Here is a 13,772-nt window from a genome sequence, read left to right as displayed (position 1 = left end):
GCGACCCATGAGCAGGATAGAAACCCCCCGCCCGATCAGGGGCACACAGGATATGCTGGGCGAACAGGCGCAGCGTTTCGGCCATGTCGTCGATACGTTCGATCGCGTGCGCCGGCTCTATGGATTCGGGCGGGTCGAAGTGCCGGTGATCGAGCCGACCGCAGTGTTTGCGCGCTCGCTGGGCGAGACGACCGATGTGGTTTCGAAGGAAATGTATTCGTTCGAGGATCGCGGCGGCGAATCGGTGACCTTGCGGCCCGAATTCACCGCCGGCATCTCGCGTGCCTTCCTCACCGAAGGCTGGCAGCAGCACGCGCCGCTCAAGGTCGTCACGCATGGCCCCTTGTTCCGCTATGAGCGGCCGCAAAAGGGGCGCTATCGCCAGTTTCACCAGCTCGACGCCGAGGTGATCGGCGCAGCCGAGCCGCTCGCCGATATCGAGTTGCTGTGCTTTGCCGATCAGCTGCTCCGCGAACTGGGGATCGAGAACGGCGTCACGCTCACGCTCAACACGCTGGGCGATGCGGAGACGCGCGAGGCCTGGCGCGCCGCGCTGATCGCGCACTTCTCCGCCAATCGCGATCAATTGTCGCAGGAAAGCATCGATCGGCTCGAAAAGAATCCGCTGCGTATCCTCGATTCGAAGGATCCGCGCGATCGGCCCATCGCCGATGCCGCGCCGGAGATCGATGCCTTCCTGTCGGCCGATGCCGGGCGCTTTTTCGAGGCGGTGACGACGGGGCTCGATTCGGCGCATGTCCGCTGGACGCGTAACGCGCGGCTGGTGCGCGGGCTCGATTATTATCGCCACACCGCCTTCGAATTCGTCACCGATCGGCTGGGTGCGCAAGGGACCGTACTGGGCGGTGGCCGTTATGACGGGCTGATCGAGGCGCTGGGCGGCCCGGCCACCCCGGCGGTGGGCTGGGCGGCGGGGATCGAGCGGCTGGCGATGCTGATCGACCTGCCCGAGCCCGAATCGATCACCGCGATGATCATTCCGATGGGCGCCGCGGCCGAGCCGGCGGCGACCGATCTGCTGGCGCGGTTGCGCCGGGCCGGGGTTGCGGCCGACATGAGCTATAAGGGCAATATGAAGAAGCGCATGCACAAGGCCGATCAATCGGGTGCGCGCTTCGCCGTCATCATCGGCGATGACGAGATTGCGCGCGACGAATTCGCGTTGAAGGATCTCGCCAATCAGACGCAGCAATGGGTGTCGCGTGCGCGCCTGATCGAAATCCTCAGGGGCTGATCGCACGATGGTGAGCATCACATCGCAGCGGATCGCGGCGATCGAGGCGCGGCGCGACGAGCTGCAGGCGGCGATGTCGCGCGGCGATCTGGCCGCGGACCAGTTCGTCCGCCTGTCGAAGGACTATGCCGAGATCGAGCCGGTCGCGGTGGCGGCCGGCGAAGTGCGCCGGTTGCGCGCCGAACTTGGCGTGCTCGCCGAACTGGCCGATAGCGAGGCCGACGATCCCGAACTGCGCGCGATGGCGGTTCAGGAGGCCGATGATATCCGCGCCCGCTTGCCTGACGCCGAACGCGCGCTCGCGCTGAGTCTGTTGCCGCGCGATGCGGCCGATGAGCGCTCGGCGATGCTCGAAATCCGCGCCGGCACCGGTGGCGATGAGGCGGCCTTGTTCGCCGGCGACCTGTTTCGCATGTATCAGCGTTATGCCGAGGATCGCGGCTGGCGGGTCGAATTGATTTCCGCGAGCGCGGCCGATCTCGGCGGCTATAAGGAAGTGGTGGCCAGCGTCACCGGGGCCGGCGTGTTCGCGCGGTTGAAGTTCGAAAGCGGCGTCCACCGCGTCCAGCGCGTGCCGGTCACCGAAAGCGGCGGGCGCATCCACACCTCGGCGGCGACGGTCGCGGTCTTGCCCGAGGCCGAGGAGGTTGATGTCCAGATCGACGACAAGGATCTGCGGATCGATGTCTATCGCTCGTCTGGCCCGGGCGGTCAGTCGGTCAACACCACCGACAGCGCGGTTCGCATCACCCACCTTCCGAGCGGTCTCGTCGTGATCCAGCAGGACGAAAAATCGCAGCACAAGAACAAGGCCAAGGCGCTGAAGGTGCTGCGCACGCGCCTCTATGAGCTCGAACGCGAACGGCTGGCCAGTGCCCGCGCCGGCGCGCGCAAGTCGATGGTCGGGTCGGGTGATCGCTCCGAACGCATTCGCACCTATAATTTCCCGCAGGGCCGGGTGACCGATCACCGCATCAACCTGACTCTGCACCGGCTGTCCGAAATATTGGAGGGCCCCGGGCTCGACGAGCTGATCAGCGCGCTGATCGCCGAGGACGAAGCGGCGCGGCTTGCGCAGCTCGATGGATGATTGCGCGGAATGCCGGCGGTACTGCTCTTGCGCATAGTCGCCGACTTTGGACGAACATCCATGCTGCAAGCGATACTTAATTCCTCCCCGAGCAAGCTCGGGGAGGAATTGGTACCGCTCGCCACCGCGTCAGCGCTTATGTGCGGAAGCGGGATCCATTTGGCTGACTTCATGAATCCGCTGTGGCGACACCCGGACCCGTACCGTGGTTGACTCAGTCGCCTCGGCAATCCGTGACGCCGCCGCTCGTCTGGCATCGGCCAGCGATACGCCCCGGCTCGACGCTGAACTGCTGATGGCGCACGCGCTCGGCATATCGCGCGAGACGATGCTGCTGAGGCATATCGCCGACCCCGAACCCCCCGGTTTCGCGTCGCTCGTCGCTCGGCGCGCGCGCCATGAGCCGCTGGCTTATATTACGGGCCATCGCGATTTCTGGACGATCACGCTCGACGTCCGGCCCGGCGTACTCATTCCCCGGCCTGATAGCGAAACTCTGATCGAGGCGGCGGTGGCGCATTTCGGTGCTGCCGGCCCGCGCCGCATTCTCGATCTCGGCACCGGATCGGGTGCCTTGCTGCTCGCCGCGCTGGCCGAATGGCCGTCGGCGACCGGCGTGGGCGTCGATCGATCGGATGTCGCGCTGGCCGTGACGGGCGCCAATGCCGACCGGCTTGGTCTTGGCCAACGCACGGCATTGCGAAAGGGCGATTGGGGGGTGGGCATAGACGAGGCGTTCGATCTCGTTTTGTGCAACCCGCCCTATATCGAGCAGGCGGCGCCTTTGCCGCCCGACGTGGCGGATTTTGAGCCGGCCGAGGCGCTGTTTGCGGGGGCCGATGGGCTCGACGATTATCGGCGACTGGCGCCGCAGCTTCCCCGTCTGATCGCTCGCGGGGGAATGGCCGCGGTCGAAATCGGGGCAGATCAGGCCGAGGCGGTTCGAGATATCTTCGCTAATCATGCACTTATGATGAAAGTCGAAAAGGATCTGGCGGGTCGCGATCGCTGTATCGTTGCGACACACTGAATCTCGGCTATGCGCATATTCCGCTTGGAAAACGTCGCGCAACACCTTACATCGGGCCTATGGACACGGGCTTGGGATGCTGAACTGCATCGGCCCGATGCAGCCGACCCCCAATGCCATGGACGCCAGCGAAGGCGACCGGGACCTTTGGCGGATGCAGACCGGAAGGTCTGCGCCTGCTGTGGCGGCTTGCAATTCAAATGGATTCGGGGCGGTGCCCTGAAGAGCAGATCCGGGGCTGTCCCGGTGTTGGGAGTGGTGAACCGATACCACGAGTTGCGAGGACATCGGAAAGTTGATCAACAATCGTCAGAACGGCCGTCGTCGCGGTCGTGGCGGCGGCGCAGGTGGTGCGCCGCGGCCCAACAGTGGCAATGGCGCGGGCGCCGAACGCGGTAATCGCATCGACAATCGCGCGCGCGGCAATGCCGCCCAGCTCCATGAGAAATATAAGGCATTGGCCCGCGATGCGCAGATGCAGGGCGATCGCGTGTCGACCGAATATTATCTGCAATTCTCGGATCATTACTTTCGCGTACTGGCCGAAAGCCGCTCGCGTTTCGAGGAGCAGCAGCCGCGTCCGCGGCGTGACGATTTCATGTCGCCGAACGAGGGTGACGAGGAGTTTGGCGACGAAGGCGATCTGACCGGCACGGATCAGCGTGACGAACAGCCGTCGGCCGATCGCGGCTATGCTCCGCGCAACGACGGCAACCGCTATGGCAATGAAGGCGATGGTCGCCGCGATGAAGCGCGTGACGATGATCGTGGCCGTCGCCCGCCCCGTCGTGATCAGGCCCCCCGCGCCGACAATGGCGACGGCTATGGTCGTCCGCGCCGGGATCAGGGCATGCGCCAGGATGGTGATGCCTATAATGGCAACAACCAGTCTTCCAATGGCAACAGCCAGCCTTCGGAAGCCGCACGTCCGCCCCGCGACAGTGAATATCGCGGAGAGGATCGGTCACGTCGTCCGCGCCGCGAGCCGAACGAGCGGTCCGACGTGCGGGTCACGCAGGAGGCGTCCGCGCCGATATCGGCCCCGCCGGAGCCCGTCCGCGACGCAGCCCCGCGTGGTGAGGAGCGGATCCGTCGTCCGCGCCGCGAGCAGCCCGCGGTGGAAGCGGCCCCCGTCCCGCCCGTCGCCGAAGTGGCGCCTGCGGCCGAAGACAGCCCAATACGGGCGAAGCGCGGTCGCCGGCCTGCCGCGAGCTCGGTCGAGGAGGTCCCCGCCGAGGCCGAACGGATCCAGGCGGATCGCCTGCCGCCGGCTTTCGCACTGACGCCGCCGCCATCCGATCCCGCGAACGATGCCGATGAAAAGCCACGCCGCCGTGTTCGGCGCGCACGGACAGGCGACGGTACCGTTGCCGATGTCTGATTGAACGCGGCGAGCGGGGTCAGGCCCCTGCTTGCAGCATCGCGACTGCAAAGCGCCTGTGCGGGCTACCGCACAGGCGCTTTGCATTTCGGGAAACTATTGGCCGGCATGGGTCGCCTATAGGCGGAAGCCTTGCGCAATCGCATAGGTACAGGCCCCGGCAATAAGGACGCCGATCGCCGCTTTCCATGCCGAGGCGCCGAGATCGCCGACGGGAGTCGGCGTGTCGACGCGGCGGCGCCCGTGAATCATCGGCGTGATCAGATCGTGTCGCAGCCCGATCAGATAGAACAGGATCGCCAGCACGTGCAGCGCCACGAGTGCGAGCAGCAGGTTGAACATGATATGGTGGGTTGCCGCGGCGAGGCGGCCCTGATCGAAGCTCACATAATCGGCGAGCGGCCCGGATTCGAGCCCGTCGACATCGACCGAAAATAGCCCCGCGACGACCATAACCATCAGGCTGGCCAGCATCAGCACCACGCTCCACCCGCCGATTGGGTTATGCCCCGGCGTTGTGGCGTAGCTGCCGCTTGCGAACGAACGGATATAGCCGATCGTCGCGCGTGGCCCCCGCACGAATTGCACGAACCGTGCCGTCCGCCCGCCGAAAAAGCCCCAGTAGATGCGGAAGATCAGCAGCGCGAGGATCGCATAGCCGGAACGGCGATGCCAATCCATCGCGTGCTGCTCGCCGCTCCACCACGAGAAAGCGAGCAGCCCGACAAGCGACCAGTGGAACAGGCGGATTGGCACATCCCATATGAGCATGCGTGCTTTTTCTGTTGTGATGGTCTGGACGGGGGGCATAAGTCGGCTCCGTGTTCCCGGATCGATCAATTGTCGGCGCGGAACTGGCGATGGCAGCCTGCGCAGGTCGCGCCGGTCGCCTTGGCCTGCGCCCGGATCGCGGCCACGTCGCCGCCATTCACCACCGTCACAAGTTTGGCGGATTCGGTAAGCAGTTGCCTCATCTTCGAGTCGAAGGTGGCGCGATCGGTCCAGATGCTCGGGAGTGCATCGGTCTTCACCCCGGCCGAAGCACCGCTGCCGGCGGGAAAGAGTTTGGGCTGTTCGGGCGCCGTGGCGGCGATCGTCCGCGCCGCGTCGAGCATCACCGCCTTGGCCGGCGCATCGCTCTTCAGCTGGTCGTTCAACGCCTTCATTGCGGCGCCCATCTTCTTATAGCCTGCCTGCCGGGTCGCGATCGCGGCCTGCGGCGTGGGTGCGGCCGCAACTGGTGCGATCGTCAGCACCGGCACGATCATCGCCAGCATGGCGGCGGACAAGGCCTTGAGGAAACGTGAAGCGATCATGGGATCTCCCGCTTTGGGTGGGGGTGGATGGTCATGGTTGGGCCGTCGTCCGCGCAGTCGCCACCTGCCGATGGAGGGCCGGCGGATTGCCGGCCCCGTCAATGAGTTTCGCGCCGGCTGAGGCGGGAAAGCTTTGAAGGAAGAGCGCCTTCACCTCGGTCAGGCCATCGGCGGCCATCGCCGCGGCGGTGAGGCCATGTTTGCTCTTGATGTCGGCGCGCGCGCCATAAGCGGCCAGCACCCGCATCATCGCGCCGAGTTCGGGCTTCATGCCACCGCCGACCAGCATGTGAAGCGCGGTATAGCCACCGGCATTGGCGACATTGGCGTCGGGGGCAATGCGCAACGCCAGTTCAAGTGCCGCCGCGCTGCCGCCCTGTGCCGCGGCGAGCACCACATTGGTGCCGTCTTCGGCGACGAAGCGCGGATTGGCGCCGGCGGCGAGCAACAGCTTCATGACGGTCTCATGCCCGCCGGCGGCGGCCAGCAGCAGCGGCGGTGTCGGCGGGACGGGCGGTGGCGGGCGGCCGAAATTGGCCTCGGTCACCCATGTGATGCGCGAAGGGCCGGTCAGCGCATTGGGGTCCGCCCCCTTTGTCAGCAGCAGGCTGGCGAGTGCTGCATCGCCTCCCGCCGCCGCGGCATGGAGCAACTGGAGGCCGGTACGATCGCGCTCCGTGAGATCGGCGCCGCGCGCGACCATCAGCGCGGCGGCGGCATAATTGTGCTGATAGACGGCAAGCTGCGCAGCGCTGGTGTGCTCGGGGCCGCGATAATCGGCCTTTGCTCCGGCTGCGAGCAGTGCTTCCGTTGCCGGCACGACGCCGCTCTTGATAGCGAAGAACAAGGGGGTGAAGCCGCCCGCCGAAAGCCGGTTCACATCCGCACCGGCCTTGATCAGCAAAGCGATCGCTTCGGTCCGTCCCGATGCGGCGGCCCACATCAATGGCGTCTGGCCGCGACTGTCGGCACCGTCCGCCGTCGCGCCCGCCGCGAGCATCCGCGCGACGGCGTCGGCTGGGCCATAGCGCGCACAGATGTGGAGCGGCGTCGTGCCATCGGCACTGGCGGCGCGAACATCGGCGTGCGCGGCCAGCAACTGGGTGACAATGCCGGGATTCCCCAGCTCGCACGCGAGCGCCAGCGGGGTGACGCCGTCGGTGTCGGCGCTGTTCGGTTTAGCGCCTCGGGCGAGCAAGGCCGCGACCATGTCCGGATTTTGCGTGTTGACCGCCTGGCTGAGCGGGGTCGCGCCGAACGCCAGCCGCTGATCGGGGTCGGCATGCCGCGCGAGCGCCGCCTGTGCGGCGGCGACATCATTGGCGCGGATCGCGCGCGCCAATGCGCCGTCGTCCGGCACAGTGCGCGCGTGGGCGGCGCCACAACAGGCCAGGCCGGCGAGGAAGGCCCCGACGCGCTTAGGCACTGGCCAGTTCCTTAAGCGGCCCGGTGCTGTCGCCGAACGAGGCATCGGGCACGTCCAGCAGATGCAGCGAAGCGAGCAACAGGTTCGACATGGTGGTATGTTTCTCCACCACGATGTGGCGGTCGCCCTTCACCAGGCCGCCGGCGACGATCACGGGCAGATCCATATGGTCATGCTCGTTGGGATCGCCGAAGGCCGAGCCGCGCAGCACCAGCGTACGATCGAGCAGCGATCCCTCGCCATCCTTCACCGCCTTCATCCGCTCCAGATAATAAGCGAAATATTCCATATGGTGCCGGTTGATCCGGGCGAGCTTCACGATCTTCTCCGGATTGTGGCCATGATGGCTCAGCATATGGTGCGAATCCGGCACGCCGATCTCGGGATAGGTGCGGTTGCTGAGTTCGCGGCCGATCATGAAGCTGCCGATCCGCGTGATATCCGCCTGCATCGCGAGCACCTGCAGATCGATCATCATGCGGACATGCTCGTCGAACGAATCAGGGATGCCGGCGGGCCGTTCGAGGCTGGCCGCCTGCTGGCCGGCGCTGGAGGTCGCAGCCTTCTGGATGCGCTTTTCGATATCGCGCGTCGCCTCGAGATATTCCTCGAGCTTGCGGCGGTCCTCCGTGCCAAGCTGGCCGGACAGACGGGCGGTATCGTCCATCACGAAGTCGAGGATGCTCGACTGGCGCCGCAACTGCGCGCGCCGGCCCGCCTCATCCAACGCGTCGCCGTCGCCGAACAGCCGTTCGAACACGTCGCGCGGATTGGCGGTGACGGGCAATGGTACGGTCGGGCTGCGCCACGAAATGCCGTTGGTGTAGGCGCAGCTATAGCCGATATCGCAGCTGCCGAGCAGGCTCGCCTGATCGATGCCGAGCTCCATCGAACTGAGCTGGGTCGCGTCGCCGACATGCCTGGCATAGACCTGATCGACCGAAATCGCGCAGCGTATGTCGGTGCCCTCGGTCTGCCGGACATGCGTGCCGGTCAGGAAGGCCGGGCAAGATCGGCCATGGCCCGCCGGCCGATCGCCCATCGCCGCGGCCATCGGATGGCCGAGACCGCTGACGACGACGATCTGGTCTCGGTGCGGCGCGAGCGGTTCCAGCGTCGGCGGCAGCGCGATACCCTTGCCCTGCGTCGGGGGGCGGAAGCTCTCCATCATCATCCCGTTGGGTGAATAGAAGATCTGCAGCCGCTTTGGCCGCGCAGCGATGTCCGCCGCCTGCGCGGAGGGCATCATCGCTTCGAGGAACGGCAGGGCGATCGTCGTACCGAACCCGCGCAGCATCGTGCGGCGGCTGAGGGGCGTGCGGAGGATCCTCATATCGTGGGCCTCGAATGGTTGGAGAACGCGTCACGCGAAATTCCTCCCCGGAACGGAGATGGGGACCGCTCGAAGAGCGGTGGAGGGGCCGGCGCGACATGCGAAGCGCCCGCAAAGCCCTCCACCATCCTGCGGATGGTCCCCCTCCCCGAGACAATCTCGGGGAGGAATTGCTCACTGCGCCTCATTTCTCGGGTGTCTTTCGCAACGTGAAGGGATCGCTTGTCGCGATGCCCCGGATGATCGTCTGGATGCGGTAGCTGTCGGCTGCGGCGGCGTGCGAGATGGCGCGGACCGCGGGCATGTCGCGCGCGCCGATGCCGCGGGCGAGCGCATAGGTCAGCAGCCGTTCGGTAAAAGCGGCGGTGAATTCGTCCTTGCGCGCCATCAATATCTGCTGGAGCCCGCTCAGCCCGGCGAATTTCGTCCCGTCGGGCATCACCGCCGATACATCGATCGGCTGGCCGACGTCCTTCTGCCGGAATCCGCCGATCGCATCGAAATTCTCGAGCGAGAAACCGAGCGGGTCCATCTTCACATGGCATGACGCGCAAACCGGGTTCGTCCGGTGCAGCTCCAATTGCTCGCGGGCGGTCAGCAGCCGCCCGTCATGCGACGCCTGCAGCGCGGGCACGTCCGGCGGCGGCGGCGGCGGCGGGGCCGCCAGCATATTGTCGAGAATCCACTTGCCGCGCTTCACCACCGACGTGTGGTTGCCATAGGATGTCACGGTCAGGATGCTCGCCTGCCCCAGCAGCCCGCCGCGATGCGACGCCGGATCGAGGCTGACGCGGCGAAACGCGGTGCCGTTGACGCCTTCTATGCCATAATGTTCGGCGAGCCGCTGGTTGAGGAAAGTGTAGTTGGCGGCGATGAAATCCAGCACGCTGCGATTGGCCTGCAGCACATAATTGAAAAACATCTCGGTCTCTCGCGCCATCGCGGCACGCAGGCGCGCATCGAAATTCGGGAAAACCGCGATGTCGGGCCGCTGCTGGTCGAGGTTGCGCAGATAGAGCCATTGCCCGGCGAAATTCTTCGTCAGCGCATCGGCGCGCGGATCGGCGAGCATCCGGCCGATCTGCGCGTTCAGCACGGCCGGATCGTGCAGCCGGCCTTTTTCCGCGACCTTCAGCAGGGTCTCGTCGGGGATGCTGCTCCACAGGAAGAAGGACAGGCGGGTCGCCAGCTCGAGGTCGCTGACGCGGTGGACGCTGCCCGGCGCGCTGCCCTTCGGATCCTGCTCAATCATGAACAGGAAGTGCGGCGAGACCAGGATCGCCTCGACCGCGGCCTCGATACCATGATCGAAATCGGACGCGGCGCGCTCGGCGGCGTAGATCCGCATCAGCGGAGCCACGTCGGCATCGGTGACAGGGCGGCGATAGGCGCTGCGGGCCAGCGCGGCGACGATATGGGTCGCGCAGGCGGTTTCCGCGGAGGCGCGTGCCGGCTTGCACAGGAAGATGCGCTTGCGGCTGGGCGTATCGGTGATGCCGGACGGAGAGAAGGGCCCCGTCACGTCGACCTGGAGCACGTCGCGCGGGAAATTCTGCTGCGAGTAGCGCGGCGACATCCGGTAGGATGGAACGGCGAGCTGCTGCACGCGCACGCCATCGACCGATACGTCGAGCGGCAGCATCACCGGCGCCGCCGTTGGCAGCGGCACCTTGTCGAGATCGTTGCGAAGCGTCTGGATGCTTTCGTCGGGCGCGATCCGGCGTCGAAATGACAGGCCGATCACGTGCGCGCCGGCCTTGAGCGGCACCCGCACGCTGACCCGGTCCTCCTTGAGCCGGTCGGTCTCGTTATTGGTGTTGGCATTGAGCCAGCCGGCGATCTCATAGACGGCGTCGTAGCGGGCATAATAGGTAAACGCGCCGCCGCCGCGCGAGCCGAGCGGCAGATCGTCGCTTGCCCGCTCATTATAGGCCGGCCGGCCCGAATTCATCACCGATCCGTCCTTCGGCAGCTCATAGGAGGTCACGAATTCGCGCGGTGATGTCAGGCCGGTGGCCGTGCGCGCGATCTTGCCTGCCACCGCGACATAACGGTCCATCAGGGTTGGCGAAACGCTCAGCACGTCGGCGATATTATCGAAGCCGTAGCCCGAATTGTCCTGCGGCAGCTCCCGGCTGACATCGATCCTGAGCGCCAGCAGATCGCGGACCGCATTGGCATATTCAACCCGGTTCAACCGGCGGATCGTCGCGCGGCCGGGATCGGGATGCGCCTTTGCATAGCCATCGAGCGAGGTCCGGAGCCACTCGACGAAGGCGGCCCGCATCGCCGGATCGGGTTGCGGCTTGTTGCGCGGCGGCATCTCGACCTGCGTGGTGCGGCGGAGAATCTTCTCCCACGCGTCGGCATGCGCGCCGTGCAGCAGGTCGGCGCCGCGCAGATCCTCGATCGACAGATCCGCCACCTTGTCGTCGTCATTGTGGCAGCGCGAGCAAAATTCGTCGAGCATCGCCGGCGGACCGTTGGGGGAGGCCGGCCGCGCCGCGGCGGGAAGTTGTGTAACATCCTGCTCGGAACGGGCACCGACGGAGAAGACGGCGATAGCGGCGCTGAGCGCGAGGGCGCTGCTGCGAAAAACTGGACGCAAACTCACGTCATCGATTCCGATCCCCTTGCCGCCGTGTCCTCTCCACGCCGTAGTGACCGTCGTTCCGGGCAAGCGATGGGCGCTTTCCCGTCCGAACCGATTAAGTGTTTTACCGAGCCTAACGTCTCGTCACGCCCTCGTCCATGCCCGTTAACATTTCGGTCACAGTGGCTGTAAAGCGCGCGTTGGCTAGCTTAGGGGTCGGTCGGGGCCGGCCAACTGGGGCGATTGCGGAATGGAAACGGAAAAGGACTTTGTCGTAAATCGGCCGTTGCCGGTGCTTGCGCTTGTCGTGGTGGCGACCGTTCTCGGCCTGATGGGCACCGATCTCGTGCTGCCCGCCATCCCCACACTGCCCGAAGCGCTGGGCGGCGATCCGGCCGAGGCGCAGCTCGTGCTGGCGGCCTATGTCGGCGGCACCAGCATCGGGTTGCTCGCCTTCGGCGCGCTCGGCGACCGATTCGCGACCCGCCATCTGCTGATCGCCTCGCTGCTGCTCCACGCGGTGACGGCCTTCGCCTGCGTGCTGGCGCCGACGATCTGGAGCCTGATCGGGCTGCGCGCGCTGCAAGGGGCTGCCGCCGCCGGGCCGGCGGTGTTCGCCCCCGCGATCATCCGCGCGATGTTTGACGACGCGAAGGCCGTCCATGCGGTTGGCGCGCTCGGCAGCATCGAGGCGCTGGCGCCGGCGCTGGCACCGATCATGGGGGTGTGGCTGCTGTCGATCGGTGGCTGGCGGCTGTCGTTCGAACTGATCGGCGTGATCGCGCTGCTGCTCGCGATCGCGAATATCGCGATGCCGCTGATCCCGCAGACCAGTCGCCGCCGCAGCGGCAGCTATGGGGCGATCCTGCGCGATCCCGTCTTCCTGCGTTATGCGCTGAGCCAGGCATTCGTGCTGGGCGGGTTGCTGGTGTTCGTGTTCGGGGCGCCGGCGGTGTTCGTGCGGAGCCTCGGCGGAACCCTGTCCGATTTCATCATCATGCAGATCGCCGGCATCACCACGTTCATTGTGGCCGCGAACATAACCGGCTCGCTTGCGGCCCGGTTCGGGGCGGAGCGGCTGATCGGGTGGGGAACCGTGATCGCCACGTTCGGCGCCGCGGGGTTGCTGATCTATGCGCTGGCCGGCGGTAGGTCGCCGCTGGTGGTGGCAATGTTGTTCGTGCCGCTGAATACCGGTCTCGGCCTGCGCGGGCCGCCCGGCTTCTATCGCGCGGTGCTGGCGTCGCGGGGCGACGATGCGCGTGGCAGCGCGCTGGTCGTCCTCGCGATAATGGCGGTCACGGCCGCCGGCACGGCGACCGTTGCGGGCTTTATCGAACGGGGTCTGCTGCCGCTCGCGGCGGCGGCCCTCGCACTGAATCTCGCAGGCCTTCTGTGCCTGATCGTACTGCCGCCGCTTCGGGAGGCGTGATCGCGGCCGGCTGCGGCGCGCAAAGGAGGGGGCTGCTCCCATAGGCGCAGTATAGGGCCTTCTTAAGCCTTCTCCCGCTTTCGGGAGAAGGTTTGGATGAGGGCTTTTTTTACCTTCTCTTCGGCATTTTCACCGAACCGGTGGGCAAGCAGAAGAAAGAAGACCCTCACCCAACCCTCTCCCGCAAGCGGGAGAGGGCTTATGTTAGCGCATATGGGTGCCGGCCTCAGTTCTGCACCACCTTAATGCAGGACGGGGCCGGACATCTTCGGTTTGGGCTTCACCGCTGGCGCCTCGTCGAGGATCTTCAGTACGGCGGCACTGCGGGTATCTTCCGCGGCATAGTCATGCGCCGATTTGCCCGCGATGCGATCGGGCTTCTTGGGGTCGGCGCCGCCGGCGATCAATATTTTCACGATCGGGATATTGCGCTGCTGCGTGGCGATGATCAGCGGCGTTTCGCCGCGCGCATTCGGCTGGTCGACCGCCGCGTTCACGCGCAGCAACAGCTGAACGCCATCGGCAAAGCCCAATTGGGTGGCGAGGACCAGCGCGCTGTTGCCGTCATTGTCGCGAATGTCGGGATTGGCGCCCTTGGCGAGCAGGAAGGACAGCCACGTCATGTCGCGTCGCTTGACGACGATATGCAGGGCCGCTTCGCCGGTCGTATAATCGCGCGTGTTGATCATCGTCGATCCGGGATTCTGAAGCGACTTGGTGACGGCGGCGCCGTCGGCGTCGCGAACCCCTTTCAGAAACGTGTAGCTCTCCGAGAACTGCGCCGCGGCAGGGGCCGCTGCCACCATGAGGGTGAGGGCGATGATGGCTGGTCGGGCCATGGCGAAAAGATTCGTAACTTTAAGGCGTCGGCCCATATTGATCTTGCCCCTGATCCCAACTGCGCTTGCAAGGGCGC

Annotated in this window: 11 protein-coding genes; 5 read left to right on the top strand and 6 right to left on the bottom strand. The window is 66.0% G+C overall.

The features are described 5' to 3' along the window. The first annotated feature begins 7 nt into the window (after nucleotides 1-7). The 4 genes from hisS to BLS13_RS03230 all read left to right on the top strand — a co-directional run bounded on the left by hisS (nucleotide 8) and on the right by BLS13_RS03230 (nucleotide 4,756). Nucleotides 8-1,255, top strand: a complete 1,248-nt coding sequence (gene hisS / locus BLS13_RS03250) for a histidine--tRNA ligase (protein WP_093449763.1) — start codon at nucleotides 8-10, stop codon at nucleotides 1,253-1,255. Nucleotides 1,256-1,262: 7 nt separating this feature from the next. Next, the gene (prfA, locus tag BLS13_RS03245) at nucleotides 1,263-2,345 is read left to right on the top strand and encodes a peptide chain release factor 1 (protein WP_093449762.1); all 1,083 of its coding nucleotides are present in this window, start codon (nucleotides 1,263-1,265) and stop codon (nucleotides 2,343-2,345) included. Between the two features lie 205 nt (nucleotides 2,346-2,550). Then, nucleotides 2,551-3,375, top strand: a complete 825-nt coding sequence (gene prmC, locus BLS13_RS03235) for a peptide chain release factor N(5)-glutamine methyltransferase (protein WP_093449759.1) — start codon at nucleotides 2,551-2,553, stop codon at nucleotides 3,373-3,375. A gap of 295 nt (nucleotides 3,376-3,670) precedes the next feature. Then, nucleotides 3,671-4,756 carry a DUF4167 domain-containing protein gene (locus BLS13_RS03230; protein WP_093449757.1) on the top strand — a complete coding sequence of 362 codons (1,086 nt, stop codon included), beginning with the start codon at nucleotides 3,671-3,673 and terminating at the stop codon, nucleotides 4,754-4,756. Between the two features lie 117 nt (nucleotides 4,757-4,873). Here BLS13_RS03230 and BLS13_RS03225 read toward each other — a convergent pair whose 3' ends face one another. The 5 genes from BLS13_RS03225 to BLS13_RS03205 all read right to left on the bottom strand — a co-directional run bounded on the left by BLS13_RS03225 (nucleotide 4,874) and on the right by BLS13_RS03205 (nucleotide 11,445). After that, nucleotides 4,874-5,527: a cytochrome b/b6 domain-containing protein gene (locus BLS13_RS03225; RefSeq protein WP_256325690.1), complete on the bottom strand. Its 654-nt coding sequence runs from the start codon at nucleotides 5,525-5,527 to the stop codon at nucleotides 4,874-4,876. Nucleotides 5,528-5,592: 65 nt separating this feature from the next. Further along, nucleotides 5,593-6,072, bottom strand: a complete 480-nt coding sequence (locus BLS13_RS03220) for a c-type cytochrome (protein WP_093449756.1) — start codon at nucleotides 6,070-6,072, stop codon at nucleotides 5,593-5,595. A gap of 31 nt (nucleotides 6,073-6,103) precedes the next feature. Further along, nucleotides 6,104-7,498 carry an ankyrin repeat domain-containing protein gene (locus BLS13_RS03215; protein ID WP_256325689.1) on the bottom strand — a complete coding sequence of 465 codons (1,395 nt, stop codon included), beginning with the start codon at nucleotides 7,496-7,498 and terminating at the stop codon, nucleotides 6,104-6,106. Next, nucleotides 7,491-8,831 carry a DUF1552 domain-containing protein gene (locus BLS13_RS03210; protein WP_093449753.1) on the bottom strand — a complete coding sequence of 447 codons (1,341 nt, stop codon included), beginning with the start codon at nucleotides 8,829-8,831 and terminating at the stop codon, nucleotides 7,491-7,493. Before BLS13_RS03210 ends, BLS13_RS03215 begins: the two co-directional genes overlap by 8 nt. 184 nt (nucleotides 8,832-9,015) lie before the next feature. After that, the gene (locus BLS13_RS03205; RefSeq protein WP_176943411.1) at nucleotides 9,016-11,445 is read right to left on the bottom strand and encodes a DUF1592 domain-containing protein; all 2,430 of its coding nucleotides are present in this window, start codon (nucleotides 11,443-11,445) and stop codon (nucleotides 9,016-9,018) included. 229 nt (nucleotides 11,446-11,674) lie between these two features. On the opposite strand from BLS13_RS03205, the gene BLS13_RS03200 reads away from it, so the two are divergent. Continuing rightward, nucleotides 11,675-12,856: an MFS transporter gene (locus BLS13_RS03200; RefSeq protein WP_093449750.1), complete on the top strand. Its 1,182-nt coding sequence runs from the start codon at nucleotides 11,675-11,677 to the stop codon at nucleotides 12,854-12,856. A 242-nt stretch (nucleotides 12,857-13,098) separates the two neighbouring features. Here the strand turns inward: BLS13_RS03200 and BLS13_RS03195 are convergent, their stop codons facing one another. Then, nucleotides 13,099-13,695, bottom strand: a complete 597-nt coding sequence (locus BLS13_RS03195) for an ankyrin repeat domain-containing protein (protein ID WP_093450139.1) — start codon at nucleotides 13,693-13,695, stop codon at nucleotides 13,099-13,101. Nucleotides 13,696-13,772 lie beyond the last annotated feature (77 nt).

Origin of the sequence: Sphingomonas sp. YR710 (assembly GCF_900101455.1) — a bacterium.
In the GTDB taxonomy this organism is placed as follows: Bacteria; Pseudomonadota; Alphaproteobacteria; order Sphingomonadales; family Sphingomonadaceae; genus Rhizorhabdus.
The sequence above is the reverse complement of the archived record's forward strand: the minus strand, read 5'-3'. Positions and strand labels throughout refer to the sequence as shown.

What these genes read in the sequence shown, in the direction of transcription:
- hisS (WP_093449763.1), top strand. Translation starts at nt 8, where the DNA reads ATGAGCAGGATAGAAACCCCCCGCCCGATCAGGGGCACACAGGATATG.
- prfA (WP_093449762.1), top strand. Translation starts at nt 1,263, where the DNA reads ATGGTGAGCATCACATCGCAGCGGATCGCGGCGATCGAGGCGCGGCGC.
- BLS13_RS03225 (WP_256325690.1), bottom strand. Translation starts at nt 5,527, where the DNA reads ATGCTCATATGGGATGTGCCAATCCGCCTGTTCCACTGGTCGCTTGTC.
- BLS13_RS03220 (WP_093449756.1), bottom strand. Translation starts at nt 6,072, where the DNA reads ATGATCGCTTCACGTTTCCTCAAGGCCTTGTCCGCCGCCATGCTGGCG.
- BLS13_RS03210 (WP_093449753.1), bottom strand. Translation starts at nt 8,831, where the DNA reads ATGAGGATCCTCCGCACGCCCCTCAGCCGCCGCACGATGCTGCGCGGG.
- BLS13_RS03200 (WP_093449750.1), top strand. Translation starts at nt 11,675, where the DNA reads ATGGAAACGGAAAAGGACTTTGTCGTAAATCGGCCGTTGCCGGTGCTT.
- BLS13_RS03195 (WP_093450139.1), bottom strand. Translation starts at nt 13,695, where the DNA reads ATGGCCCGACCAGCCATCATCGCCCTCACCCTCATGGTGGCAGCGGCC.